The sequence below is a fragment of the Extensimonas soli genome, assembly GCF_029211265.1.
In the GTDB taxonomy this organism is placed as follows: Bacteria; Pseudomonadota; Gammaproteobacteria; order Burkholderiales; family Burkholderiaceae_C; genus Extensimonas; species Extensimonas soli.
On record NZ_JARGEL010000021.1, the window covers coordinates 41,722 to 66,273 of the forward strand.

General features: G+C 65.9%; 17 protein-coding genes and 2 tRNA genes. 12 read left to right on the top strand and 7 right to left on the bottom strand.

Going from position 1 to position 24,552, the window contains the following annotated elements; genetic code table 11:
* Positions 1–24 precede the first annotated feature (24 nt).
* Genes alaS through PYV55_RS09615 form a run of 3 tightly spaced genes read left to right on the top strand, consistent with a single transcriptional unit; the run spans position 25 to position 5,161 of the window.
* Positions 25–2,649: an alanine--tRNA ligase gene (alaS, locus tag PYV55_RS09605; protein ID WP_275850488.1), complete on the top strand. Its 2,625-nt coding sequence runs from the start codon at positions 25–27 to the stop codon at positions 2,647–2,649.
* Between the two features lie 25 nt (positions 2,650–2,674).
* Positions 2,675–3,814, top strand: a complete 1,140-nt coding sequence (locus tag PYV55_RS09610; RefSeq protein ID WP_275850489.1) for an ABC transporter substrate-binding protein — start codon at positions 2,675–2,677, stop codon at positions 3,812–3,814.
* Positions 3,815–3,841: 27 nt separating this feature from the next.
* A complete protein-coding gene (locus PYV55_RS09615) occupies positions 3,842–5,161 on the top strand; it encodes a GGDEF domain-containing protein (RefSeq protein ID WP_275850491.1) in 1,320 nt (439 codons plus the stop codon).
* Here the strand turns inward: PYV55_RS09615 and PYV55_RS09620 are convergent.
* Complete coding sequence (locus PYV55_RS09620) at positions 5,145–5,669, bottom strand: superoxide dismutase family protein (protein ID WP_275850493.1); 525 nt, start codon at positions 5,667–5,669, stop codon at positions 5,145–5,147. The two genes, PYV55_RS09615 and PYV55_RS09620, sit on opposite strands and share 17 nt — an antisense overlap.
* A 701-nt stretch (positions 5,670–6,370) precedes the next feature.
* Here PYV55_RS09620 and PYV55_RS09625 point away from each other — a divergent pair.
* Positions 6,371–7,645: an OmpP1/FadL family transporter gene (locus PYV55_RS09625; RefSeq protein WP_275850495.1), complete on the top strand. Its 1,275-nt coding sequence runs from the start codon at positions 6,371–6,373 to the stop codon at positions 7,643–7,645.
* Between the two features lie 433 nt (positions 7,646–8,078).
* On the opposite strand, the gene PYV55_RS09630 is transcribed toward PYV55_RS09625, so the two are convergent.
* On the bottom strand, positions 8,079–8,633 hold the full coding sequence (locus PYV55_RS09630) for a LuxR C-terminal-related transcriptional regulator (RefSeq protein WP_275850497.1): 555 nt from the start codon (positions 8,631–8,633) through the stop codon (positions 8,079–8,081).
* A 74-nt stretch (positions 8,634–8,707) separates the two neighbouring features.
* Between PYV55_RS09630 and PYV55_RS09635 the strand changes: the two genes are divergently transcribed.
* Positions 8,708–9,409: a CoA transferase subunit A gene (locus tag PYV55_RS09635; protein WP_275850498.1), complete on the top strand. Its 702-nt coding sequence runs from the start codon at positions 8,708–8,710 to the stop codon at positions 9,407–9,409.
* Positions 9,410–9,420: 11 nt separating this feature from the next.
* The gene (locus PYV55_RS09640; protein WP_275850499.1) at positions 9,421–10,062 is read left to right on the top strand and encodes a 3-oxoacid CoA-transferase subunit B; all 642 of its coding nucleotides are present in this window, start codon (positions 9,421–9,423) and stop codon (positions 10,060–10,062) included.
* A gap of 40 nt (positions 10,063–10,102) precedes the next feature.
* Here PYV55_RS09640 and asd read toward each other — a convergent pair whose 3' ends face one another.
* Entirely contained in the window at positions 10,103–10,963 is an 861-nt protein-coding gene (gene asd / locus PYV55_RS09645) for an archaetidylserine decarboxylase (protein WP_275850500.1), read from the bottom strand.
* A 329-nt stretch (positions 10,964–11,292) separates the two neighbouring features.
* Between asd and infA the strand changes: the two genes are divergently transcribed.
* A complete protein-coding gene (gene infA / locus PYV55_RS09650; protein WP_275850501.1) occupies positions 11,293–11,556 on the top strand; it encodes a translation initiation factor IF-1 in 264 nt (87 codons plus the stop codon).
* 70 nt (positions 11,557–11,626) lie between these two features.
* Positions 11,627–11,703 (top strand) — tRNA-Pro (locus PYV55_RS09655).
* A 207-nt stretch (positions 11,704–11,910) separates the two neighbouring features.
* Here PYV55_RS09655 and PYV55_RS09660 read toward each other — a convergent pair.
* Positions 11,911–11,995 (bottom strand) — tRNA-Leu (locus PYV55_RS09660).
* 19 nt (positions 11,996–12,014) lie between these two features.
* On the opposite strand from PYV55_RS09660, the gene rnr reads away from it, so the two are divergent.
* A complete protein-coding gene (rnr, locus tag PYV55_RS09665; RefSeq protein WP_407066788.1) occupies positions 12,015–14,360 on the top strand; it encodes a ribonuclease R in 2,346 nt (781 codons plus the stop codon).
* Positions 14,361–14,391: 31 nt separating this feature from the next.
* On the opposite strand, the gene PYV55_RS09670 is transcribed toward rnr, so the two are convergent.
* Positions 14,392–15,921, bottom strand: coding sequence for an NAD(P)H-hydrate dehydratase (locus tag PYV55_RS09670; RefSeq protein ID WP_275850503.1), 1,530 nt, complete (start codon positions 15,919–15,921; stop codon positions 14,392–14,394).
* A gap of 308 nt (positions 15,922–16,229) precedes the next feature.
* Here PYV55_RS09670 and PYV55_RS09675 point away from each other — a divergent pair, with 308 nt between their 5' ends.
* The 3 genes from PYV55_RS09675 to PYV55_RS09685 all read left to right on the top strand — a co-directional run bounded on the left by PYV55_RS09675 (position 16,230) and on the right by PYV55_RS09685 (position 21,131).
* Complete coding sequence (locus PYV55_RS09675) at positions 16,230–17,678, top strand: MFS transporter (protein WP_407066787.1); 1,449 nt, start codon at positions 16,230–16,232, stop codon at positions 17,676–17,678.
* 142 nt (positions 17,679–17,820) lie between these two features.
* Positions 17,821–20,250: a Tex family protein gene (locus tag PYV55_RS09680; RefSeq protein WP_275850504.1), complete on the top strand. Its 2,430-nt coding sequence runs from the start codon at positions 17,821–17,823 to the stop codon at positions 20,248–20,250.
* 35 nt (positions 20,251–20,285) lie between these two features.
* Positions 20,286–21,131, top strand: a complete 846-nt coding sequence (locus PYV55_RS09685) for an HDOD domain-containing protein (protein ID WP_275850505.1) — start codon at positions 20,286–20,288, stop codon at positions 21,129–21,131.
* 3 nt (positions 21,132–21,134) lie between these two features.
* Here PYV55_RS09685 and PYV55_RS09690 read toward each other — a convergent pair whose 3' ends face one another.
* Positions 21,135–23,735, bottom strand: coding sequence for a chemotaxis protein CheW (locus PYV55_RS09690; protein ID WP_472924678.1), 2,601 nt, complete (start codon positions 23,733–23,735; stop codon positions 21,135–21,137).
* Positions 23,736–23,960: 225 nt separating this feature from the next.
* Positions 23,961–24,512 (bottom strand): NUDIX hydrolase, encoded by a 552-nt coding sequence (locus tag PYV55_RS09695; protein ID WP_275850508.1) that lies wholly within the window; start codon positions 24,510–24,512, stop codon positions 23,961–23,963.
* Between the last annotated feature and the right edge of the window lie 40 nt (positions 24,513–24,552).

Here is a 24,552-nt window from a genome sequence, read left to right on the forward strand (position 1 = left end):
CACCCCAAGAAAAAACCCTCCTCCATGCGCACACCCCCGTTTTCCGTCGCGGACATCCGCAAGACCTTCCTGGACTTTTTTGCCGCGCGCGGCCACACCATCGTGCCCAGCAGCCCGCTCGTGCCCGCCAACGACCCGACGCTGATGTTCACCAACTCGGGCATGGTGCAGTTCAAGGATGTGTTCCTCGGCAACGACAAGCGCCCCTATGTGCGTGCGGCCTCGGTACAGGCCTGCCTGCGCGCCGGCGGCAAGCACAACGACCTCGAAAACGTGGGCTACACCGCGCGCCACCACACCTTCTTCGAGATGCTGGGCAACTGGAGCTTTGGCGACTACTTCAAACGCGAGGCGCTGAAGTGGGCCTGGGAGCTGCTCACCGAAGTGTTGGCTCTGCCGTCCGAGCGCCTTTGGGCCACGGTGTATGTCGACGACGACGAGGCCTACGACATCTGGACCAAGGAGATCGGTCTGCCGCCCGAGCGCGTGGTGCGCATAGGCGACAACAAGGGCGGCAGATACCAGTCGGACAACTTCTGGATGATGGCCGACACCGGCCCCTGCGGCCCTTGCTCGGAAATCTTTTACGACCACGGCCCTGGAATCCCTGGCGGCCCGCCCGGCAGCCCTGACGCCGACGGCGACCGCTACATCGAAATCTGGAACAACGTGTTCATGCAGTTCGACATGGCCGAAGACGGCTCGGTCAAGCCGCTGCCTGCACCTTGCGTCGATACCGGCATGGGGCTGGAGCGCATCGCGGCCATTTTGCAAGGCGTGCACAGCAATTACGAGATCGACCTGTTCCAACACCTGATCCAGGCCGCCGCGCGCGAGACGGGCATGGGCGATCTGCACAACCCTTCGCTCAAAGTGATCGCCGACCACATCCGCGCCACGGCCTTCCTGGTGGCCGACGGCGTGATTCCGAGCAACGAGGGGCGCGGCTACGTGCAGCGGCGCATCGTGCGCCGCGCGATCCGCCACGGCTACAAACTGGGCCGCAAGGCGCCGTTCTTCCACAAGCTGGTGCCGGACCTGGTGGCGCAGATGGGCGCGGCGTATCCGCATCTGGCGGCGAGTCAGCAGCGCATCATGGACGTGCTGCAGACCGAGGAAGAGCGCTTTTTCGAGACCCTGGCCCACGGCATGGAGATCCTCGACGCGGCGCTGGCCGATGGCAGCAAGCTGCTGCCCGGCGAGCTGGCGTTCAAACTGCACGACACCTACGGTTTTCCGCTCGACCTGACGCAGGACGTATGCCGCGAGCGTGGCGTGCAGGTCGATGAGGCGGGCTTTCATGCCGCCATGGAAAAGCAGAAAACCCAGGCGCGCGCGGCCGGCAAGTTCAAGATGGAGCGTGCACTCGAATACAACGGCCCGGCGAGCACCTTCGTCGGCTACGAAGCGCTAGAGGCGCCGGCCAAGATCATCGCGATCTACGTCGAGGGCACGCCCGTGGCTGTGCTCAAGGCCGGGCAAAGCGGCGTGCTCGTGCTCGACAGCACGCCTTTTTACGCCGAAAGCGGCGGGCAGGTGGGCGACCAGGGGACGATCACCAGCGGCTCGGCACGTTTCGAGGTGCAGGACACGCAAAAAATCAAGGCTGACGTGCACGGCCACCACGGCACGCTCGTCGCGGGCACGCTCAACGTGGGCGACCACGTCACGGCCAGCGTCGATCTGGAGTTGCGTGCGGCCACCATGCGCAACCACTCGGCCACGCACCTGCTGCACAAAGCGCTGCGCGAAGTGCTGGGCAGCCACGTGCAGCAAAAAGGCAGCCTCGTGAACGCCGAGCGCACGCGCTTCGACTTTGCGCACGACGCGCCGCTCACCGCCGCGCAAATCCGCGAGATCGAGCGCCGCGTGAACGCCGAAATCCTTGCCAACACGCCCACCCAGGCGCGCGTGATGGACATCGAAAGCGCGCAGAAAACCGGCGCCATGATGCTGTTCGGCGAAAAATACGGCGACAGCGTGCGCGTGCTCGACATCGGCAGCAGCCGCGAGCTGTGCGGCGGCACCCATGTCAAGGCCACGGGCGACATAGGTCAGCTCAAGGTCGTCAATGAAAGCGGCGTGGCTGCCGGCGTGCGCCGCGTCGAAGCCGTAACCGGCATGGGCGCATTGGCCTACTTGCAGCAGCTTGAAGCCACGCTGCACGAGGCCGCTGCGGCCTTGCGTGCGCCCGCGCCCGAGCTGCCCACGCGCATCGCGCAAACGCTGGAGCAGCAGCGCGCGCTCGAAAAAGAGCTGGCGGCGCTCAAAGGCCGGCTGGCTTCGGCGCAGGGCGACGAGTTGCTTGCGCAGGCCGTGGAGGTCAAGGGCGTCAAGCTGCTCGCCGCGCGCCTGGCAGGCGCCGACGCAAAAACGCTGCGCGACACCCTGGACAAGCTCAAGGACAAGCTCAAGTCCGCCGTGATCGTGCTTGCCGCCGTCGATGGCGACAAGGTGCAACTGGCCGCCGGCGTGACCAAGGCCGAAACCGCGCGCATCAAGGCCGGCGAGCTCGTGAACTTCGTCGCGCAGCAGGTCGGCGGCAAGGGCGGCGGCAAGCCCGACCTCGCCATGGCCGGCGGCACCGACGCCGCGGCCCTGCCCGCAGCCCTCGCCTCGGTGCAGGCTTGGGTGGCCGAGCGGCTTTGATCCAGCATCTGCTCGGGCCGTCAAGATGCCAAAGCGCTGTTTGCGCTGGTTTGTGCTGGGGTTGGGCCTTTGCTGGCTCGGCCCGGCCTGGGCCATGTCGGTGGCCTTCATCAACCCGGGCAAGCCCGATGAAGCGTATTGGGCGAGTGCATCGGCGGCCATGGCGCAGGCGGCGCGCAGCCTGGGCGTGACGCTGGAAGTGCAATACGCCCACCGCGACCACGTGCAGGCCCTGACCCTGGCGCGGCAGCTCGCGGCGCGTGCACCTGCAGACTCGCCTGCCCGGCCCGGTTTGTCTGCCTCACCCATCAGGCCTGATTACGTGATTTTTACCAACGATTACGGCACCGGGCCCGAAATCCTGCGCATCCTCGAAGGCTCGGGCATCCGCAGCTTCATGGCCTTCAGCGCGGTGCATGGCCGCAGCCGCGAAGAAACGGGCGCACCCCGCACCCGCCACCGTCTTTGGCTCGGCAGCCTGGAGCCGCAGGCCGAAGAGGCCGGCTACCTCACGGCGCGCGCGCTCATTGCCCGCGCCAAGGCCGCGGGAGCGGTGCGCGCAGCCGATGGCAAGCTGCAGTTGCTGGCCATTGCCGGAGACCGTTCGACTCCTTCATCCATAGCGCGCAACGCAGGTATGGAGCGCGCCGTGGCCGAAGCCAAGGATGTCGTCCTGGTGCAGCAGGTGTTTGGCGACTGGCGACGCGACAAGGCCGCCGAACAGGCAGCCTGGCTCTTCCAACGCTATCCGGCAGCGCGTTTGGTGTGGGCCGGCAACGATTTGATGGCGTTTGGTGCCATGGATGCCTGGCGGGCGCGCGGCGGTGAACCGGGCAAAGATGCCTGGTTCAGCGGCATCAACACCTCCGAGGAGGCTTTTGCGAGCCTGCGCAGCGGCGCGCTTTCGGCGCTTGCGGGCGGGCACTTCATGGCGGGTGCCTGGGCGTTGGTGATGCTGTTCGACTACGCGCACGGTGTGGACTTCGAGGCAGAGGGCCTGGAGCAGCAACAGCCCATGTTCGTGCTGTTCGATGCACGCCTTGCGCAGCGTTTGGCGCAGCGTCTGCTCGACCCCGCGCACCCACTGGACTACAGGCGTTATAGCAAGGCACTGAATCCGCAGCGCCAGCATTACGACTTCAGCCTGTTGCCCTTGCTGCAGTAGCGGCGGGTGGATTGCCGCAAGATACCCATGCCTCGTTCTGTCCCAGCGTCCGACCCCGCGCCCGCACCGTTTCGCTCCATCGCCTCGCTGCTGATCCGGCGCATCGTGGCGTTGGCACTGCTTTGCATGCTGCTGCTCGGCGGCCTGCAGGCGGTTTTCGAATACCAGCGGGGACAAAAAGAGTTCGCGCGTGCCGTGCACGTGATCGCGGAAAACGGCGTGAGCCTGCTGTCCACGGCCCTGTGGGACATCGAAACGAGCGCCGTGCAGCGCCAGATGCAATGGCTGGTGAGTCTGCCTGAGGTCGGGCACGTGCGCCTGCGTGCCGCGACGGGCCCGGTTTTCGAGGCTGGCAAGGGTGGCTACGACAACATCGCCCCTGCCGTGGTGCTGCAGATTCCTTCGCCCAGGCATAGTGGCGGAAACTCTCTCGGTACGCTCGAAATCTGGGCCAATACGAGCTATTTCCACACGCAAATATGGACCCAGACCGCTGCGGTGGTGGGCGGCTATCTGCTCATCACCTTGCTGATCTGCTTGACTGCAGCGGGGGTGCTGCGGCGCGATCTGCAGCGACCCCTGCAGCAGATCGCGCGCTTTGCCGCTGAACTCAAACCCCACAATCTTTCGCTCCCGCTGACGTATGTGCGGCCCGCGCGCGGGCACCAGGACGAGATCGACTTGTTGGTGCAAGGCTTTGCGCGCCTGCAGGAGGCGTTGCGCACCCATATTGAGCACCTGGACCAGCTTGTGTTCGAGCGCACGCAGCAGCTCGAAGAGCTTGTGACGGAGGTGCAGGAGCTTTCCCGTACCGACACGCTCACCGGCTGCCTGAACCGCCGCGCGATGGACGAGCGCCTGCCCATAGAGCTGCAGCGCAGCCTGCGCTACGGGCGCGATCTGAGCGTCATGTTTGCCGACCTGGATTACTTCAAGCGCATCAACGACGGATTCGGCCACGCCACGGGAGACGTGGTGCTGCGCGAGATGGCGCAGCGCTACCTGGCAAATTTGCGCACCCCGATCGATTGGGTTGCGCGCTATGGCGGCGAGGAGTTCATCATCGTGCTGCCTGATTGCAGCCTGGAAGCTGCCGTGCAGCTGGCCCAACGCCTGCGGCTCTTGACCCAGTCAGCGCCGGTGCATGTGGCCGGGCGGGAACTGCATCTGACGGCCAGTTTTGGCGTGGCGCAGTTCGATCGGGGCGAGAGCGCAGCGCAACTCCTCGCCCGCGCCGACGCAGCCCTGTACCGGGCCAAAGCCGCCGGCCGCGATCGGGTGTGTCAGGACGACTTTGCCGGCACCGGGAATACCGTGCCTGCCTGCCGGCTTACTGGCGCTGAATGACGCCGCAGGCCAGCCGCGGGCCCGCATTGCCCACGGGCTGGGAGACATAGTCGTCGGGATCGCGGTGCACGATCAGACCCCGGCCGACGATGTCGTTTTCGGTGCTGCCTATGCGCAGCGTGTGTGATTCGAAACTGAACCGCGCCACGCCTTGCGCATCCGCCTTGAGATTGGGCAAGTCGCCAGTATGGTGTGCACCCTCATCCATGCCGCCATGCCCATGGGGCTTGCCGCCCGGGTTGAAATGCCCCCCAGCGCTCAAGCCGTCGCCGCTGGAGCAGTCGCCTTTTTCATGGATATGAAAACCATGTTCGGCATTCGGCTTGAGGCCATGCACCTCGCCCGAAACACGGACCACATCGCCCTGCTGGACGAATTGCACTGTCCCCGCTGCCGCATTGCCGCGCGTGGGCGCGAGCGAGGCCGAGGCACTGGGGCCGGGGGAAGTGGACGCGCAAGCAGCCAGCGCAAGAACGCAGCTGGCGAGCAAGGTAAAACGGAAATTCATGGCGAAGGCTCCTTGGCAAGAAAAAGGACAGGGTGCCAGCGAATGTACAGGGAGTGCAATTATCCCAAATTGTCCATTAGGCGGCGCTGCGCGCCTACGTGGGCGCTGGCGGACGGCTGACGGTCATTTTGGCCGCAGCTTCGGCGTCCATGGCACCGGCCATGGACTTCTCACCCGCGACCAAACTGCCTCGCCAGCCGCCTCGCCATCATCCCGCGTCCTAATGAACAATCTGGGATTATTTCGCTATCAGCGCAAAGGACACCCTGCAAAACTCCATCAAAAGTTTGACAGGTGCAAGCGACAGATGTCAGCCGATACCGCAGACGGTGGAGACCACGTTGCAAGTGAGCCAGGCGCCTCTGGCCGACACGGCGCGCTACGACAGCCTGCGCGCCGTCTTCGATCAGGACCCGCAGAACTGCCCGGGCCATGAACAATGGGTAGCGTTGGGAATCTATGCAAACGTCAGGGATAAAAAATAGCCCTGGCTCAAAATTCAATCGGCTCGGTGGCTCAATTTTGAATCGGCACCAACAGTTTTGCGACGAAAGTCGCGCGTCACTGCGCGCGCTGATGGTGATGCCTTGCATGAGTATATGAAAATGTATTCTATGTTTTGCCTCGCGTAGACATGAATTTGCATAAGAGAATCTCGGTGACAACGTTTCTTGACTTTTGTCACTTTTTTATTCTCCATCATGGCACTGCAAATTTCTTTTTCTCTTCGTCCCCTGTGCCTGGCGGTTGCGCTGCTGAGCCCGGCGCTGGCTGGCGCGACCAATGGCTATTTTGCCCACGGCTATGGCGCCAAATCGCTCGGTATGGCCGGTGTGGGCATCGCGCTGCCGCAAGATGCTCTGGCCGCTGCCACGAACCCTGCCGGCACGGGCGAGGTGGGCGACCGGCTAGACCTCGGCCTCAGCGTGTTCGCGCCACGCCGTGGCTCTGAAATCGTGGGCAACGCCTTCGGTGCAGATGCCAGCTACAGCGGCAGCGACAGGAAGACCTTTCTGCTTCCAGAGTTGGGCTATGCGCGTCGGGTGAGCCAGACAACCGCGGTCGGTATCGCGGTCTACGGTAACGGCGGCATGAACACAGGCTATGGCAGCAATCCGTACGCACGTTTTGGCGCGAAAGGCAGCGCCGGCATCAATCTGGAGCAACTTTTCATCGCGCCCTCGGTGGCGTACAAGCTGAACGAGCAGCATGCGGTGGGGGTATCGGTGGTCTTGGCGCACCAGCGGTTCTCGGCCAAGGGCATCGGGTTGTTCGGGGGCTTCTCGGCCGCGCCCGGCAATGTCAGCGACCAGGGGACGGACTCCAGTAACGGCGTCGGTGTCCGGCTAGGCTGGACCGGCAAGCTCACGCCGGAACTTACGCTGGGCGCCACCTGGGCATCCAAAATCCACGGCCGCTTCGACAAGTACAAAGGCCTGTTCGCCGACCATGGCGGCTTCGATATCCCCGAGAACTATGGTGTGGGACTGGCTTATGCGGCCACGCAGAATCTGACGGTGGCCGCGGATGTGCAGCACATCCGTTACAGCCAGGTGAGATCGATTGGCAATTCGGCCGCCAGCCTGTTCGCGGGGCAACCGCTCGGTGTATCGAACGGGCCAGGGTTCGGCTGGCACGACGTCACGGTATTCAAACTTGGCGCTGCCTATCGCGTGCGCTCTGACCTGACAGTGCGCGGTGGCGTCAGCTTCAACAACCAGCCCGTGCCGGCAGGGGAAACCTTCTTCAACGTGCTCGCGCCCGGTGTGCCCCAGGCCCACCTGACGCTGGGCACGACGTGGGCGCTGCCGGGCGGCGGTGAGCTCAGTGGCTACTATGCGCACGCGTTCGGCAAGACGGTGCGCGGCAGCAACTCGATCCCCGGTGGCATGCCGCCGGCGGGTTTTGGGGGCGGCAATGCCAACGTCAACCTGCGCGAGAACATCGCCGGGGTCGCGTACGGCTTGAAGTTCTGAGCGCCCTGAAGATCGGCATAGGGGGCCTCCATTTCAGGAGGCCCCCTATGCCGATACGTTTGCGCGCCAGAAAATAGATGCTGCGCCTGGATGGCTAGTGCAGTTTTCGACGCTATCTGCGACATAAAACCGCGTCTTTTCGGCCCGGGCCGCGTTGCAAATCCTCGCGATACCACCCGGTATCGCTGCGGTTTGCGCCTTGCCCAGACCAAAAATCCATCGGTTTTATTTGTCGCATCAAGTATCAAACACTGCACTAGCAGCCTGTCGGACTTTGGAATCGTCGGCTGCGAATGTGCCGCAGCGGCCCATTTTTTACCGTCTTCTTGCCCCATAGTCCCGCTATGGGGCGGCGAATCCGGCAAAAACTGGCCTCGCTGGGGCACATTCTCGCTTTCGACGTCCAAAGTCCGACAGGCTGCTAGCGCATGCCTCAAGCTCCCGCCAACAATTTGTGCACAAGATCAGCGGCCGTGGACGCGCCGTATTTGCGCATGAGGCGGGCGCGGTAAATTTCTACAGTGCGGTGGCTGATGCCAAGCGCCTTGCCGATCTCCTTGGACGTGAGGCCCTCGAGCAGGCGTGCCGCCACTTCGCGCTCGCGGCCCGTGAGTTGGGCGTGCACGGGGCGCTGCGCGCTCAGGTCTTCGAAGCTCCAGATGCCTGATTCGTGTGGTGCGGCGCGGTTGAGCGCGCGGCCGGCCACGTGGCACCAGAACAATTCACCGCTGGCACGCTTCATGATGCGGTCGTCGGCGTAATGGCCCCTGGCGTTCAAAATGGGCGCCATGCGCGCACCTTGGCGCTCATACTCATCAGCGCTGGGGTAGAGCACCTGAAAAGACTGGCCGATCAAGACCTCGCGCGAGGCGCCAAACATGTCGCACACCAGGCGGTTGCAGTCCACCATGGTGCGGTTGCGCGAAAGCACAAGACCCACGGGCGCCATCTCGAAGGCCAATCGATAATCGGGGCTTGGGTCGCTCATAGGAGTTTTCTCTACGGAATACTACTTATGAAAATACGTAGTATCTTCGAATTCCCTTATGTAAGGAGGTAATGGTGAACAAAGTATTTCCTTCCGCTGCCGATGCCTTGCGTGGCGTGGTGGCCGATGGCCAGACGCTCGCTGTGGGCGGCTTTGGTTTGTGCGGCATTCCCGAGGCCTTGATCGACGCGCTGCGCGACTCGGGCGTGAAGAATCTTACGGTGATTTCGAACAACGCCGGTGTCGATGGCTTCGGCCTGGGCAAACTGCTCGAGACGCGCCAGATCAAGAAAATGATCTCGTCCTACGTGGGCGAAAACAAGGAGTTCGAGCGCCAGTATCTTTCCGGTGAGCTCGAACTCGAATTCACGCCGCAGGGCACGCTGGCAGAAAAGCTGCGTGCCGGCGGGGCAGGCATCCCGGCGTTTTTCACCAAGACCGGCGTGGGCACGCTCGTGGCCGAGGGCAAGGAGCTGCGCGAGTTTGACGGCGAGACTTACGTCATGGAGCGCGCGCTCGTTCCCGACGTGGCGCTGGTCAAGGCCGACATTGCGGATCGTGCGGGCAATCTGCGCTTTCACCTCACGGCGCGCAATTTCAACCCGGCGGCAGCCATGGCCGGGAAACTCTGCATCGTCGAAGTCGAGCGCGTGGTATCCACGGGCGAGCTGGCCCCGGATGACATCCACTTGCCGGGCATTTACGTGCATCGCATCGTGCACAACCCCACGCCCGAAAAACGCATCGAAAAACTCACCACGCGCAACCGCAAATAAAGGAGATCGTCATGCCCTGGAACCATGACCAAATGGCTGCGCGCGCAGCGCAGGAATTGCAAGACGGCTTTTATGTCAACCTCGGTATTGGCATTCCCACGCTGGTGGCCAACCATGTGCCCAACCACGTCGAAGTGTGGCTGCAGAGCGAAAACGGCATGCTCGGCTTAGGGCCCTTCCCGTATGCAGACGAGGTCGACCCGGACCTGATCAACGCGGGCAAGCAGACCGTGACGACGATCAAGGGCTCATCGATCTTCGGCAGTGACCAGTCTTTTGCGATGATCCGCGGCGGCAAGATCAATCTGTCGATCCTGGGCGCCATGCAGGTCAGCGAAAAGGGCGACCTGGCCAACTGGATGATCCCCGGCAAGATGGTCAAGGGCATGGGCGGGGCCATGGACCTGGTGGCCGGCGTGCCGCGCGTGATTGTGCTCATGGAGCACGTGGCGCGCCGCAAGGATGGCGGCGAAGACCTGAAAATTCTGCCGCAGTGCACGCTGCCGCTCACGGGCGTGGGTGTGGTCGATCGCATCATCACCGACCTGGCAGTGCTTGATGTCACGCCGCAGGGGCTCAAGCTCATCGAACTCGCGCCGGGCGTGACCATGGACACGCTGCGCGCCAAGACGGGTGTACCCGTGCTTGCCTGAGCGATAGGCGCAACCCGGCGTGCAGCGGACGGGGGTGGGGTCAGCCGGCTGAATACGAAGCCATGGCCTCGCCGAGCCGTACGCCCTGGCCGGCTTGCCACTGGGAGTGGAATTGCAAGACCTGGCCCGGCTTGCGCGGCAGCAACACCACCACGGTCGAGCCGAGCTGAAAACGCCCCATCTCTTGCCCTTGCTCCAGCCGTACCTCGCCCGCGCCGTAGTCCCAGCGGCGCACCACGCCGGGGCGCGGCGGATTCACCTGCCCGTGCCACACCGTAGCCATGCTGCCGACGATGGTTGCGCCCACAAGCACAAGCACGAAGGGGCCGTGGCTGGAGTCGAACACGCAGACCACGCGCTCGTTGCGCGCAAAAAGCCCGGGAATGCCACGTGCGGTGGCCGGGTTGACCGAAAACAGCTCGCCCGGCACATGCGCCATGTGGCGGAGTTCGCCGGCGCAGGGCATGTGGATGCGGTGGTAGTCGCGCGGGCTCAGGTACAGCGTGGCAAAGTGGCCCTGCGCGAACTGCGCCGCGAGCGCGGTGTCGCTGCCGAGCAAGGCCGTGGCGCTGTACGCATGGCCTTTGGCCTGGAAAATCTGCCCCGCCTCGATCGTGCCGAACTGGCTAATCGCGCCATCGACCGGACAGATCCAGTCCGCTTTGGCCATGGGGCGCGCATCGGCACGCAAGGCGCGTGTGAAAAAATCATTGAAGCTTGCGTAGCTTGCAATATCAGGGATGGCCGCCTCGGCCATGTCCACCCGGTAGCGCTTGATGAAGCTGCGGATGGCAAAGTGCGTCAATGCCCCCCATCGGGCACTGGCAAAGCGACCGGCCAGCACCGTGAGGGCCTGCTTGGGCAAAAGATATTGCAGGGCGACGAACAGACGGTCGTGCAAGAAGGCGCCTTTTGAAAAAGAAGCGCGCATTGTAAGTGTTCATGATGGATGCGGCATGCCGAAAATACAATGCAAACAGGCACATCGCGGTACAATGCTTGGCTTTTGCACAGCGTACGACGCTCGTCCGCCGAAAGCACTGCCTCGTGGCCTTTTCGATTCATCCGAAAGAGGTGCAGGGGGCTGCAAAGCGGCATGTCCTTTGGGTGCAAGACGTCCCAGGTCTTGTGGCAAGTCGTCTCCGTCCACTTCTACAGTGTCGCACCTGAAATAGTGGATGCCACGATCCGCTGGCGCAGCGAACGAAAATATCTCTCACAAATCAAACCATGGCCAAAGAAGAATTGATCGAAATGCAGGGCGTCGTTACCGAAGTGCTGCCGGATTCGCGCTTTCGTGTGACGCTCGACAACGGTCACCAGTTGATTGCCTATACCGGGGGCAAGATGCGCAAGCACCATATCCGCATTCTGGCGGGCGACCGGGTTTCGCTCGAAATGTCGCCTTACGACCTGACCAAGGGCCGCATCACCTTCCGTCATCTGCCCGGCCGTGGCCCGGCACCTGCGGGAGCATCAGGCTCGGGCCGTTGAGCAAAAGGCTGCATTACCGGCGCTTATTCGGCGCGGAAGGCCTTTTTTTCGCGGTAGAATGGCGGTTTGTCGGAGCGTAGCGCAGCCTGGTAGCGCATCTGCTTTGGGAGCAGAGGGTCGCGAGTTCGAATCCCGCCGCTCCGACCACTGTTTGAAAGGGCTTGTGGCGTGCGCTGCAAGCCCTTTTTGGTTTGCCACGCGCCGCTTGCGCTATTTTTGCGCACATGGCGCATCAGAAATTCCGGGGCACCACACCATGTATGCACCAAACGCTGGCAATGCGGCAGGCAACAAAAAAGCCTGCAATCGTTCGATATTGCAGGCTTGTGTGTGGACCACTGACGGGTCTTTAATTGGTGCCCAGGAGAGGACTCGAACCTCCACGATGTTACTCGCTAGTACCTGAAACTAGTGCGTCTACCAATTCCGCCACCTGGGCATTTCAGGAAAGAATGAAATTGTACACTAAAAAAACCGCTTCAGCCAGAGCTTCGAGCTCAGGCGCCATACAAAGTCGCCTTTCCGACGAGATCGTGGGCACGGTGCAGGGGCATCGCGACGGGCATGGCTTTGTCATCCGCGACGATGGCGAGCCTGACATCTATCTGCCGCCGAATGAAATGCGCGCCGTGCTGCACAAAGACAGGGTGCGCGTGCGCATTGCGCGCCACGACCGGCGCGGCCGCCCGGAGGGGCATGTGGTCGAAATCATCGAGCGTCCGCCGCAGCCCATCATCGGCCGCCTGCTGCAGGAAAGCGGTGTGTGGCTCGTCGCGCCCGAGGACAAGCGCTACGGGCAGGACATCTTGATTCCCAAGGGCGCGACGGGCAGCGCGAAGCCAGGGCAGGTGGTGGTGGTGCAGTTGACCGAGCCGCCGGCCCTGTTTGGCCAGCCCGTGGGGCGCGTGAGTGAAGTGCTCGGTGAGGTCGATGACCCGGGCATGGAAATCGAAATCGCCGTGCGCAAGTACGGCGTGCCGCATGTGTTTTCGGCTGAATGTCTGGCTGAAACCAAGGCCTTGCCCGACAAGGTGCGCGCGCAGGACAAGCGCGCGCGCGTAGACCTGACCGATGTGCCGCTCGTCACCATCGATGGCGAGGATGCGCGCGACTTCGACGACGCCGTTTACGCCGAGCCTGCGCGCGTGGGGCGCGGCAAGGGTTGGCGCCTGCTCGTGGCGATCGCCGACGTGAGCCACTACGTGAAGACCGGCAGCGCGATAGACACCGACGCCTACGAGCGCGCCACGAGCGTGTATTTCCCGCGCCGCGTGATCCCCATGCTGCCGGAAAAGCTCAGCAACGGGCTGTGCTCGCTCAACCCGCAGGTCGAGCGGCTGTGCATGGTTTGCGACATGCTCGTCACCGCCAGGGGCGAGGTGCACGCCTACCAGTTCTACCCCGCGGTGATGCGCAGCCACGCGCGCTTCACCTACACCGAGGTGGCCGCGATCTTGGCCAACACGCGCGGGCCCGAGGCCGCGAAATACGCCGAACGCGTGCAGGACTTGCTGCACCTGCACGACGTCTATCGAGCGCTGCTGCAAGCGCGGCAGGCGCGCGGTGCGGTGGACTTCGAAACCACCGAGACGCAGATCGTCTGCGACGAAAACGGTCGCATCGAAAAAATCGTGCCGCGCACGCGCAACGAGGCGCACCGCCTGATCGAAGAGGCCATGCTCGCGGCCAACGAGTGCAGTGCCGACTTCATCGCCCAGGGCGGCCACGCCAGCCTGTTCCGCGTGCACGAAGGCCCCACGCCCGAAAAGCTCGAAGTCTTGCGCAACTACCTCAAGGCCATGGCCGTGGGCATGGCGGTCAGCGAGAACCCGCGCCCTGCGGAATTCCAGGCCATCGCCGAGGCCACCAAAGCCCGACCCGATGCGCAGCAGATCCACACCATGCTGCTGCGCTCCATGCAGCAAGCGATCTACACGCCCTACAACAGCGGCCATTTCGGCCTGGCGTTCGAGGCCTACACGCATTTCACGAGCCCCATACGACGCTATCCCGATTTGCTCGTGCACCGCGTCATCAAGGCCATCCTGGCGGGCAAAAAATACCGTCTGCCTGCCTTGCCCACGCCTGGCGAGGCCCAGTTCAAGCTCGCCAAACGCCTCGCGGGGCGTGCGGCCTCTGGCGCACGCGAGCAGGCCGAGGCGCCGGTGCGCGTGGACCCGGAGCTGCTCGCCTGGGAGGCTGCGGGCCTGCATTGCAGCGCCAACGAGCGTCGTGCTGACGAGGCGAGCCGTGACGTGGAAGCCTGGCTCAAGTGCAAATACATGCGTGAGCACCTGGGCGAGGAATTCAGCGGCGTGGTCAGTGCGGTCACGGGTTTTGGCATCTTCGTCACGCTCGACGCCTTGTATGTCGAAGGGCTGGTGCACATCACCGAGCTCGGCGGCGAGTATTTCCGCTTCGACGAAGCGCGCCAGGAACTGCGCGGCGAGCGCACAGGCATTCGCTATGGCATAGGCACGCGGCTGCGCGTGCAGGTCAGCCGCGTCGATCTGGACGGCCGCCGCATCGACTTCCGGCTCGTGCGCGAGGGCGAGGATCGTCCGGCGCGCAGCGCCAAGGACAAGGGTGAGAAAAACACCGACAAAGCCGCGGCGCGCGAAGTGTCTGCCCCGGTGCCCGACGTCGTGCCCGATGCAGCGCCCAAGTCAAACCCGCGGACGCCGCGCAAACGCGAGAAAAAGCCTGAAGCGGCCGGGCTCGAACGCCCCGCAGCGCGCACCAGTCGCAAGGGGATGAAGAAGGCAGGCAAAGACGCTGCCGGGAAACGCCCTCCGCGACGTTGACGCGCCCCTTTGGCGCCTTCGGCGGCACGTCTCAAACACACAAACTTCGCGCCAAAGCCCCCGCCGTGAGCGTGCGTCCCGCGGGCCATTGGTCGGCGGCCTGGCCGTGCTGGTACACGGCGGCGCACGCCGCTTGCAAGGCCGTGTGTCCGGCGGCAAGGCGCGCACCGATCAGGCCCGCGAGCACGTCGCCCGTGCCGGCGGTGGCCAGGCGTGCGTTGCCCGTCGGGTTGATGCTGGGCGCGGCGCCGGGCGCGGCGACGACGGTGCCCGAGCCTTTGAGCACGGCCACGCACTGAAAGCGCTCGGCCAGCGCGCAGGCTGCGCGCAGGCGGTCGGCCTGGACACTTGCCGCATCGGTATCCAGCAGGCGCGCGGCTTCGAGCGGATGCGGCGTGAGCACGGTGGGCTGGCCGCGGCCAGCGCGTGCGGCCAGCAGTGCGTGCAGCGGCGGTGCCGTGGCAATGGTGTTGAGCGCGTCGGCGTCGAGCACGAGCCGCGCGGCGCGTTCGAGCACCGCGGGCAGCACGGCGCGCACGGCCTCGCCACCACCGCAGCCGCACACCACGCTGAGCTGGTCGAGTTCCAGCGCCTCGAAGCGGCGCAGCATGAGCTCGGGCTGCTGCACATCGACGGCCAGGCCCGCGTCGTCGAGCAGCGCGAGCAGCACGCGCCCGGCGCCGCCGTGCAGCGCGGCAGAGGCGGCCAGCAGCGCGGCCCCCGTCATGCCCAGGCCGCGCCGCGCGAGCCCTTCGCCGCCGACCACGGCCACGTCGCCAAAGCTGCCCTTGTGGCTTGCGTGCGCACGCGGTGCGGGCGCGGGCGGGCCGCTGAGCCAGGCGCTTGCAGGCATGTCGGTTTCTGGTGCCACGCCCAGATCGTCGAACCACAGCGTGCCGCAGGCGTCGCGGCCTTCGCAGGTGAACAGGCCGGGTTTGAGCGTGAGCAGGCTCAGCGTGTGGCGGCGGTTTTCAGTATCAAAATGGGCATTTGTGCCCGTGTAGCAAGCGCTAGCAGCTTCTGAAAAAATAGCATCCGGGCGCAGCCAGCGGCCCGTGTCGGCGTTCAGGCCCGTGGGCAGATCGACGGCCAGGCAGCGTGCGGGGCTTGCCGCCATGTGCGCGAGCCATGCGGCCATGCGCCCTTCAGGGGCGCGCGTGACGCCGATGCCGAGCAGCGCGTCTATGCAGAGGTCTTGCGTCTGCAGCGCAGGCGGCGCGTCGGCAAAGCACACGCCGGCGGCGCGGGCGCGTGCGAGCGAGGCGCGCGCGTCGGCGGGGGCATGGGCCTCGTCGCCAAGCCAGGTGACCACGGGTGCGAGCCCCCATTGGCGCAGGTGCATCGCGGCTTCGAATCCGTCGCCGCCGTTGTTGCCGGGGCCGCAGGCGATCCACACGGTGCGCGCGTGCGGCGCGAGCGCCAGCGCGAGCCGCGCCACGGCCAGGCCTGCGCGCTGCATCAGGGTGTGCGGCGGCAGCGCGGCGGCAGCGGCTTGCTCGATGCGGCGCGTGGCGGTGGTGTCATGCAGCGGGTAGGGGACGGAGGGTGTGATGCGAAGCATGGCGCGTAGGAGCTGGGTAGGTGCAGTGCCCACAACAGGGGGGGTCTATGCAACAGCGTGGATTTTGCGCTGTTGCGCATCGGCAGGGCCAATAGAAAGGGCCAATAGACAGGGTCAATGTTCGCGGCTTGTCAGGGGCAGCGGCGCGCAGCGCATGTCAAGGTGCGCAAGCCGCACAGCGGGGCCGCCGGGTTTCTCGCGCAGCGCCGCACGCCGTTGGCAGGAGCTGGCGACAATCGACGGCTATGCGTTTTTCTTCTCTCCATACCGTCATGCAAGCCAACCCGGCCGCAGCGCCTGCTGCCGCAATGTCCGCTCCTGCAAAGGCTGACCACTCCTTGCCGCCCGAGAGCCTGCCCAAGAGCCTGTCTGCAACACCCGGCGCGCCCGATCCCGAGCGCGCGAGCAGCCTTGCCATGCTGGTGGTGGTCTGTGGCATCGCCGCGGCGGTGCTCGACGCGAGCATCGTCAATCTGGCGCTGCCCGGCATCGCGCAGCAATTGCAGGCTGACGCGGCGCAAGCGATCTGGGTGCTCAACGCCTACCAGATGGCGACGCTGGTGATGCTGCTGCCACTCGCGGCGCTGGGCGAGCGGCTGGGCTACCGGCGCGTGTACCTGGGCGGGGTGATCTTGTTCACGTTGGCCTCACTGGGTGCGATGCTCGCGCATTCGCTCTGGGCGCTGATCCTGGCGCGCGCGGTGCAGGGTCTGGGGGCTGCCGGCATCATGAGCGTCAATTCGGCGCTGGTCCGGCTGATTTACCCGCGCGCGCTGCTGGGGCGGGGCATGGCCATCAATTCGATGGTGGTGGCGGTGTCTTCCGTGGCCGGGCCGGCGGTGGCGGCGGCGATCTTGTCGGTGGCCTCGTGGCCCTGGCTGTTTGCGCTCAACCTGCCGCTCGGGGCCTTCGTGCTGTGGCTGGGGCGGCGCGCACTGCCGTTCAATGCCCACCCACACACGGGTGCAGAGCGCCTGGGCTGGCTCGACGTGCTGCTCAACGTGTTGATGTTCAGCCTGGTGTTCATCGGCGTCGATCAACTGGGGGTGCGCAGAGAGCAGACGGCAGGCACGGATGCCGGGCTGGGCTGGGCGCTGCTGGGCGCGGGGGTGCTGGTGGGCTGGTTCTATGTGCGGCGCCAGCGCCACCTTGCGGCGCCCCTGTTTCCGATCGACTTGCTGCGCATCCGGGTGTTTGCGCTTTCCATGGCTTCGTCCGTAGGGGCGTTCTGCGCGCAGACGCTGGCGTATGTGGCGCTGCCTTTTCTGCTGCTCGACACCTTCGGGCGCACGCATTTGCAGGCGGGTTTGCTGATCTCTGCCTGGCCCTTGGCCATCGTGGCGGTGGCGCCGCTGGCCGGGCGGCTGATCGGGCGCTACCCGGGTGGGTTGCTGGGCGGCATTGGCATGGCGGTGTTTGCCTGCGGGCTGCTGTTGCTTGCGCTGCTGCCGGCGCAGCCGACGAATGTCGACATGGTCTGGCGCCTGGCGCTGTGCGGCGCGGGTTTTGCGCTGTTCCAGTCGCCCAACAACCACACCATCGTGACCTCGGCGCCCTTGCAGCGCAGCGGCGCGGCCAGCGGCATGCTGGGCACGGCGCGGCTCACGGGGCAGACGCTGGGCGCGGTGGTGCTCGCGGCCTTGTTTTCGCTGTGGCCCGCGCAGCTCGCGCGTGCGCCCATCGCGGCACTGTGGGTGGCCGCGGGCTTTGCGGCGCTCGCGGGCGTGACGAGCACGCTGCGCGTGCGCGCCGCATGAGCAAATGGTGCGCAAAAAACCGCTTTAGCCAAGAAGATACAAGCGCCTGAAGATATGCTTTTAAGAGCATTTTGAGCGCTCTCGTGCTGCCGGCGTATGGCACACTCGCAGGCTTTCCCGTGCCTGTTTTCGCTATAGAACCATGGAATCCATCGTCCGGCAGCTTGCCGCAGAAATCCGCATTTCCGAGGCGCAGGTGCGCGCCGCCGTCGCTTTGCTCGACGGCGGGGCCACGGTGCCCTTCATCGCGCGCTACCGCAAAGAGGCCACGAACGGGCTCGACGACGTGCAGCTGCGCGAACTCGAAGCGCGCCTGGCGTACCTGCGCGAGCTGGCCGAGCGGCGCGCGGCCGTACTCAAGAGCATAGACGCGCAGGGCAAGCTGACCGACGCGCTGCGCGCCGCGATCGCCGCTGCGCCGACCAAGCAGGAGCTCGAAGACCTGTACCTGCCGTTCAAGCAAAAGCGCCGCACCAAGGGGCAGATCGCGCGCGAATGCGGGCTCGAGCCGCTGGCAGACCTGCTCTGGGCCGACCCCACGCGCGACCCGGCCGAGGCCGCGCAGGCCTTTTTGCGCGCGCCCGAGGTGCTCGAGGATGGCAAACCGGGGCCGGATTTTTCCACCGTGGCGGCGGTGCTCGACGGCGTGCGCGACATCCTGAGCGAACGCTGGGCCGAAGACGCGGCGCTCGTGCAGGCCTTGCGCGCCTGGCTCTGGGACGAGGGCGTGCTCGCGAGCCGCAAGATCGAGGGCAAGAACGAAAACGACCCCGAAATCGCCAAGTTCCGCGACTATTTCGACTATGCCGAGCCGATCCGCCGCGTGCCCTCGCACCGCGCGTTGGCCGTGTTCCGCGGGCGCGCGCTCGAGGTTCTGGACGTGAAGCTGCTGCAACCCGCAGAGCCCGTGCCCGGCCAGGCCAGCCTGGCCGAAGGGCGCATTGCGCTGCACCTGGGCTGGAGCCACAGCGGCCGCGCCGCGGACGACCTGCTGCGCAAGTGCGTGGCCTGGACCTGGCGCGTCAAGCTCAGCCTGGCGCTGGAGCGCGACCTGTTCACGCGCTTGCGTGAAGAGGCCGAGCAGGTAGCGATCAAGGTGTTTGCCGACAACCTGCGCGACCTGCTGCTCGCCGCGCCCGCGGGCCCCCGCGTGGTCATGGGGCTCGATCCGGGCATACGCACGGGCGTCAAAGTCGCCGTGGTCGATGCCACGGGCAAGCTCGTCGCCACCGCCACGGTGTACCCGCACGAGCCGCGGCGCGACTGGGATGGGGCGCTGTTCACGCTCGCGCAGCTGTGCGAGCGCCACGGCGTGCAGCTCATCGCGATCGGCAACGGCACCGCGAGCCGCGAAACCGACAAGCTCGCGGCCGAGCTCATCGCTTTGGTGCAAAAACAAGCCAAAGCCAAGGAAGGAACTGGACAGGCAGCTATACAAAAAATAGTTGTGAGCGAGGCCGGTGCATCGGTCTATTCGGCCAGCGAGTACGCCGCGCAGGAAATGCCCGACGTGGACGTGAGCCTGCGCGGCGCCGTGAGCATCGCGCGGCGCCTGCAAGACCCGCTCGCCGAACTCGTGAAGATAGACCCCAAGAGCATAGGCGTGGGCCAGTACCAGCACGACGTGAACCAGAGCGCGCTTGCGCGCACGCTGGACGCGGTGGTCGAGGACTGCGTGAACGCCGTGGGCGTGGACTTGAACACGGCGAGCGTGCCGCTGCTCGCGCGCGTCTCGGGGCTCTCGCCCGGCGTGGCGCGCGCCGTGGTGCACTGGCGCGAGGCGCAGGGTGCGTTCCGCAGCCGCCGGCAGCTGCTCGAAGTCGCGGGCCTGGGCCCCAAAACCTTCGAGCAAAGCGCGGGCTTCCTGCGCATTCGCGGCGGCGACAACCCGCTCGACATGACCGGCGTGCACCCCGAAACCTACGCCGTGGTCGAGCAGATCATCGCGCGTGTCGGCATACCCGTGGCGGAGTTGATGGGGCGCGCCGAGCTGCTGCAAAGCCTGCGCCCCGAGCTGTTCGCGAACGAGCGCTTTGGCGTCATCACGGTGCGCGACATCCTCGGCGAGCTCGAAAAACCCGGCCGCGACCCGCGTCCGGACTTCAAGGTGGCGCGCCTGCACGAAGGCGTGCAGGACATCACCGACCTGCGCGAAGGCATGGTGCTCGAAGGCACGGTCAGCAACGTGGCGCAGTTCGGCGCCTTCGTCGATCTGGGCGTGCACCAGGACGGACTGGTGCACGTAAGCCAGCTTGCGCACAAGTTCGTGCACGACGCGCGCGAGGTGGTCAAGACCGGCGACATCGTGAAGGTGCGCGTGCTCGAAGTCGATGTGCCGCGCAAGCGCATCAGCCTGACGATGAAGCTGGACGCAGCACCGGCGCAGCCGGGCGCGCGGCGTGGTGCCGAGTCGCATGCGTCAGGTGCCGCGCATGGCAAAAACAGTCAGAACGGCCAGAACGGCCCACATTCCGGCAGCCCCGGCCGCTACACGCCGCGCAATGCCGAACCGGCAGCGCCCTCGGCCATGGCCGCAGCCTTTGCCAAGCTGCAGCAGGGCAAGGGGCGTTGAGCCGGGGCGCGAGCGGGCTCCGCTGCCACACCACCATGTCTGACGACGCCTTGCCCGAGCTCGAGGCACTGCTGGCCCACAGCGGCAAGCTGCCCGCGTTGCCGCGCAGCGTGGCGCTGCTGCTGGCCGAGCTCGCGCACGCACCACCGCAACTGCGCCGGCTGAACCAGCACTTCGGGCAAGACCCGGTGCTGGCCGCGCGTGTGCTGGCGCTGGCCAATGGCCCGGCATTCCAGATGGCGCGGCAGGTGGCCGGCATCCCTGAGGCTCTGGCGCTGGCGAGTACGCAGCAGCTGCGCACGCTCGTGGCCGCAGCCCCGCTGGGCACCGCAGCGCAGGCCATGCACGGCGTCAGCCTGGCGCAGTTCGCGCACTACAGCCAGCAGACGGCGCGCCTGGCGCGTGCGCTGGCGGGCGTGCTGCTGCAAGACCCGGTCGCCGCCTACACCGTGGGCCTGCTGCACGGGCTGGGCGAGCTGCTTTTGCATCTGTGCATTCCCGCAGAAATGGCCGCCATCGATGCCCTGGTGCCGCCACTCGATGCGCGACGCAGCCTGGTCGAGCAGCAAATCCTGGGTTACGGCTACGAGGAGGTGAGCACGCGCCTGGCCGAGCGCTGGCACTTGCCCGCCCGGGTGGTCGAAGCGCTGCGCTACCAGAGCGATCCGCTGGCGGAAAACGCCTGCGAGCCGCTCGCGGCCATCGTCCACCTTGCCTCCTGGCGCATGCGCGCGCACCTGGCGAAGCTGGACGAAAAGCAAATGGCGGACAGCTTTCCGGGCGACGTGGGGGCGATCGTGGGCCTGGACATAGACATGGTGCTGCAGCAGGACCCTTTCGACTGGCGGCGCGAGCAATCGGCGGCGGACGTGGTGGTTTGAACCTCAAGCCGCGCGCAGTGTGGCTGCAGCTTGCACATCAGGCGCTGCACTTCCGAGTGCAGGCAGTGGTGCAGCCGCTATGTCCTGCACCGCGGACAGCGTGCTGCTGCGCAGCGCCTGCATGAGCCGACCCGCGTCCAGGCACTGCACCAGCAGCGGCGGCTCGCCCGGGGCCGGGTCGGGCTGGACCAGTGCGGTGACGAGCTGCGCCTGGTTGCCCAGCACGTTCGGTGCGTCGAAGATGCGCGTGCGCGCAAAGGCCGTGACGCCGTGCAGTTCGTTGACCAGCAGGCCGATGCGCCGGCCTTCGTGCTGCAGCACGATGACCTGGCTGTCGGGCGTGATCTCGGATGGCGTGCCGCGCAGCAACTGGCCCAGGTCGAACACCCAGACGTAGCCGGTGACGCTGCCGTGCGCCTTGCGCGCGAGCGTGCCCAGGCAGTAGGGCATGCGCCCGGCAGAGACGGCCGCGATGGCGTTCGCGGGCAGGGCTTCGAGCACTTCCTCGGCCTTGAAGGCGAACAGTGCGGCGTCGATGAAGAAGGTCGCCATCTCCTGCACCTCGGTCTGGCCCACGTCGGCGGCGAGCACGGCGCGGCGGCGCTGCACGGCGTCCAGGGCCCCGGTCTGCACCGCGCCCAGCGACTCGAACGAGAGCGCGAGCACGTCGTCGCGGTAGCCGTCGCTGACCTTGAACTCGCGGTAGCCGTGCGAGGCCGAGCAGCCGACGATGCAGTAATGCCCGTCGTGCACCATGGCGCGCGAGGTGCTGTGGCCGTTGGGCAGCGCGAGCAGGTCCGGCGGCAGCGCCATGGTGTGACCGGGCGGGCGCGCGGGGTCGGTGCTCGCAATCACTTGGCCCGAGCGGTGCACGAACACGGTGTGCGTGTTCGGTTTGCTTGCCGTGGCGCCGCGCAGCATGGCGTCGAACTCCACGCTGGAGTTGAACACGATGCCTATGCCGCCCACGACTTCGCCGGCAGTGCCGGGCGCGCGGATCGCGGCGTGATAGACGTAGGTCAGGCGCCCCTCGTCGAGCGCCGAGGCCTGCCAGGGCGAGACGTGGTAGGACTGCGTGTCGGGCAGCGTGAGCACCGCGGCGAGCGTGGCCGGGTCTATGCGCGTGCCGAGCACCGAGCTGCCGTCCTTGCACGTGGGGCGGCTCGCGGCGACGATACGGCCCGTGCGGTCATAGACCACGAGGCGCGTATAGACCGTGTAGAGGCTGTTGATGTGCTCGAGGATGCGGCAGGCCGTGGTTACGTCTTCTACCTGCAGGCGGCCCTGCGCGGCGTCGGCGAGCAGGGCGCGCAGCTCGGGTGTGAGCGCCCACCAGCGACAGTCGTTGGCGCGCTCGTAGAGGTTGCGGTCGAGCAGATCGACGAGCAGCTGCGTGAGGAACATGCTGTCGCGCATGCGCGAGCTCAGCACGGTGTCGTAGAGGTCGCGGATCGACTGCGTGAACACCTCGTTGGTGCGCGCGCCGGTCTCGCCGATCTGCTCGAGCACGGCCTTGAGCTTTTGCGCCGCCCCTTGCTTGCCCGCGGTCATGACCTGGCCGTTCCAGACCACGCGGCGTATGGTGTCGGCCGCGGTGACGATTTCATACAGCGGCGGGCAGAAGGTCTTGGCGTGTGCGAGCAGCCCCTGCGCGATCGCCGGGTCGAGCGCGTCTATGGTGCGCTGCAGCTTGGCCGAAAACGCCAGCTCCACGGGCACCATGACCTGCCCCTTCCAGCCCGGCGGGCCGGGGTAGCCCTGGTAGCCTTGCGACGCCACCGTGCGCACCAGATAGGTGCGCCCGCCGTGCACCAGCAACTGCGGCGCACCGCCGAGGTTCACGGGCACCTGCGCGCCCACGGGAATCCACAGCGCGTCGCTGCTCGCGATCACGCGGTTGTCGGCGTCGAGCAGCAGCGCGATGTTGCGCTGGTTTTTGCCCTGGCGCGCATGGAAGATGCCCTCCATTTCGCTGTGAAAGGCAAAGCTCAGGCACAGCACGCCGGCCGGCTGGCCGGTGCGCGGATCGAGCATGCGCTGCGAGTAGATCAGCGCATGTTCCTTGCCGGGGCGCAAGGGCGTGGCGCGAAAGGTCTCGACGTGGCCCGTGGCGGCGAGCGTCTGCGCGATCAGCGGGTCGTGGCTGCCTTCGACGGGTGCGTCTTCGTCGATCTGCGCGAGCACGGCGCCCTCGCGGTCGAGCAGCATGATTTCGTCATAGACCGTGTATTTGTTGCGGTACTCGCGCAGGCGCTGCAGCACGGGGCCGGGGTCGGTGGTGGTGCCCGCGACGAAGCGGCACAAGTCCTGGTCGGTGGCCAGAAAGCCCACGTCGGCCGTGCGCTCGTAGAGGTTGCGCACCACGATGTCGATCACGTGGTGCGCATGCGTGCCGATCTCGGCCATGACTTCGCCGAGGGACTCCTGCACCAGCGAATGCACCAGGTCGCCCTCGAGGCGCTGAAAGCCCGCGCGCGTGGCCGCCATCATGGGCAGGATGCTGTGCGCTTCCTCGGGACAGTTCATCTTGGCGGAAGCCTCGATGAGCCGCCACATCAGATTGAGCTCGCGCAGCGCGCCCTCGCAGCGCACCACGTCGCGCATGAAGGGGATGAAGGTGTCGGTGTTGAGGCTGCTGCCGCTGGGGTCGTCCGCACCGTCGCTGTTGCCGTGGGTCATGGGTCTGCTTTCCTTTCTGCGCTGGGTTGGCCTGCTGCGAGGCAGGCGTCGTTACTTATTGAAACGACCCATGCAAGAGGCTTGCCAGCCTGCGGGCGTGCCCGCGCAAAAAGCAAAGCGTGCGCTGGAGCGGATACGACGCGGCGCGCGCTACTCGATGTCTATGCAGTGCAGCTCAAAGCTGCCGCGCTTGCGGTCGGCAAAGTAGCAGCGCAGCGTCTCATTCACGGTGCGAAAGGCGATTTCGTCCCAGGGCACCTCGTCTTCGCTGAACAGGCGCGCCTCCAGGGTTTCGTGGCCGGGGTTGAACTGCTCGCTGAGCAGCGTGGCGAGGTAAAACAAGTGCACCTGGCCCACGCGCGGCACGCTGAGCAGGCTGAACAGCGGCCCCATGGCGATGTGTGCACCGGCCTCTTCCTCGGTTTCGCGCGCGGCCCCTTCGGCGGTGGTTTCGTCGAGCTCCATGAAGCCTGCGGGCAGCGTCCACTTGCCCCAGCGCGGCTCGATGTTGCGCTTGCACAGCAGCACGCGGCCGTCGGCAAGCACGGGCACAGTGCCCACGACGTTGAGCGGGTTTTCGTAGTGGATGGTGCCGCAGACGGTGCACACGGCGCGTTCGCGCGTGTCGCCGTCGTCCGGCAGGCGATAGGCCACGGCGGCGCCGCAGGCACGGCAATACTTGATGGGGCTGCGGAAGGTCATGCAGGAATTTTGGATGAAAAATGCGTCTTGTGCTTGTCTG

Coding starts and splice junctions, on each gene's coding strand:
- infA (WP_275850501.1), top strand. CDS start 11,293: ATGGCCAAAGAAGAATTGATCGAAATGCAGGGCGTCGTTACCGAAGTG.
- PYV55_RS09680 (WP_275850504.1), top strand. CDS start 17,821: ATGGAATCCATCGTCCGGCAGCTTGCCGCAGAAATCCGCATTTCCGAG.
- PYV55_RS09685 (WP_275850505.1), top strand. CDS start 20,286: ATGTCTGACGACGCCTTGCCCGAGCTCGAGGCACTGCTGGCCCACAGC.
- PYV55_RS09620 (WP_275850493.1), bottom strand. CDS start 5,669: ATGAATTTCCGTTTTACCTTGCTCGCCAGCTGCGTTCTTGCGCTGGCT.
- PYV55_RS09630 (WP_275850497.1), bottom strand. CDS start 8,633: ATGAGCGACCCAAGCCCCGATTATCGATTGGCCTTCGAGATGGCGCCC.
- PYV55_RS09610 (WP_275850489.1), top strand. CDS start 2,675: ATGCCAAAGCGCTGTTTGCGCTGGTTTGTGCTGGGGTTGGGCCTTTGC.
- PYV55_RS09615 (WP_275850491.1), top strand. CDS start 3,842: ATGCCTCGTTCTGTCCCAGCGTCCGACCCCGCGCCCGCACCGTTTCGC.
- alaS (WP_275850488.1), top strand. CDS start 25: ATGCGCACACCCCCGTTTTCCGTCGCGGACATCCGCAAGACCTTCCTG.
- PYV55_RS09675 (WP_407066787.1), top strand. CDS start 16,230: ATGTCCGCTCCTGCAAAGGCTGACCACTCCTTGCCGCCCGAGAGCCTG.
- PYV55_RS09690 (WP_472924678.1), bottom strand. CDS start 23,735: ATGCGCGACGTGGTGCGCTGCGAGGGCGCGCTGCGCGAGCTCAATCTG.
- PYV55_RS09625 (WP_275850495.1), top strand. CDS start 6,371: ATGGCACTGCAAATTTCTTTTTCTCTTCGTCCCCTGTGCCTGGCGGTT.
- PYV55_RS09695 (WP_275850508.1), bottom strand. CDS start 24,512: ATGACCTTCCGCAGCCCCATCAAGTATTGCCGTGCCTGCGGCGCCGCC.
- PYV55_RS09640 (WP_275850499.1), top strand. CDS start 9,421: ATGCCCTGGAACCATGACCAAATGGCTGCGCGCGCAGCGCAGGAATTG.
- PYV55_RS09670 (WP_275850503.1), bottom strand. CDS start 15,921: ATGCTTCGCATCACACCCTCCGTCCCCTACCCGCTGCATGACACCACC.